This window comes from Pseudomonas izuensis (genome assembly GCF_009861505.1).
GTDB classification, from domain to species: Bacteria; Pseudomonadota; Gammaproteobacteria; order Pseudomonadales; family Pseudomonadaceae; genus Aquipseudomonas; species Aquipseudomonas izuensis.
On record NZ_WTFT01000091.1, the window covers coordinates 1 to 1,036 of the forward strand.

The window sequence follows — 1,036 nt, forward strand, 5'->3', positions numbered from 1 at the left end:
AACCTTAGAGTTCTCGTCTTACTTCAGACCAAATCGCGGGCAAGCCTTGCGCCCACAGGGGAAACGCCATTTTGGAAAGGGCGCCTCCCCTGTGGGAGCAGGGCTGCCCCGCGATGCTTTAAAGGATCCAGTGCCCCCCAAAAAGCCCCCGGAACCCGCAACCGCGCACGAACCCAGATCCGAAACCCCGCCTAAGTTCGCAACCGAACCCCTATCGAAAAAACACGAAAGCCCCGAATAACGGGGCCTTCAACGCATATACGCGACTTTTTGTTTCAGCTTGTTAAAACCTGGCACGCCCCCTGCAATAGTCTCATCAGTGGTTCAGATCACTACCCGGTTTCGGGGACCTTGGTACAGGCAGGCCGGGGATTCCCCTCTTTACATCGGGCTCACACCGCACAAGCGACGAGCCCTGCCGTTTTGGGGTCCTTGGTACAGGCAGGCCGGGGATACCCTCTTTTATTGCTCCCGGAGATGGATCTCCAGCCGCCAACGGTCATCGACCTCGCTGCCGGCCCAGTCGCCCTGCAGGGGACGGGCCGCCACCACCGTCAGCAATAAGCCCCCATCACTCAACCGCACTCGCCAGTTCACGCTCTTGTCGTTGAGCTTGAGTTGACCCTGCTGCGCCTTGCCTTGCGCTTCGAACAGCAAGGCGACGCTACCGTCGACGATCTCGCCATGGGTCTTGGGTTCGTTGTTGAACCACACCACCAGCCCGTCATTCGTCACCTCGACCTGCTGCAATTCGCTGGGGTCGGGCGTCGTCAGGCGACCGATCATCATCCCCACCATCACCCCGACAATCGCCAGCGAAGCCATCACTCGCGGGAATAGTTTCGAACGATTGTCGGGTTGCGGCGTAGAATGCCGCACATCTTTACCTTCGGAGCCGTGCATGTTTCACGTCATCCTTTTCCAACCGGAAATTCCACCGAATACCGGCAACGTTATCAGGCTGTGCGCCAACAGTGGCTGCCACCTGCATTTGATCGAACCGCTGGGCTTCGAGATGGACGACAAGCGCCTGCGC

Annotated in this window: 2 protein-coding genes; one reads left to right on the forward strand and one right to left on the reverse strand. The window is 59.0% G+C overall.

Translation table 11 applies throughout. From position 1 onward, the window contains the following. Positions 1-462 precede the first annotated feature (462 nt). Positions 463-903, reverse strand: a complete 441-nt coding sequence (locus tag GPL81_RS31015) for a hypothetical protein (protein WP_160105329.1) — start codon at positions 901-903, stop codon at positions 463-465. On the opposite strand from GPL81_RS31015, the gene GPL81_RS31020 reads away from it, so the two are divergent. Further along, positions 902-1,036, forward strand: a 135-nt coding sequence (locus GPL81_RS31020; protein ID WP_281355075.1) for a tRNA (cytidine(34)-2'-O)-methyltransferase, incomplete at its 3' end; no start/stop codon positions are given. The two genes, GPL81_RS31015 and GPL81_RS31020, sit on opposite strands and share 2 nt — an antisense overlap.

What these genes read in the sequence shown, in the direction of transcription:
- GPL81_RS31015 (WP_160105329.1), bottom strand. Translation starts at nt 903, where the DNA reads ATGCACGGCTCCGAAGGTAAAGATGTGCGGCATTCTACGCCGCAACCC.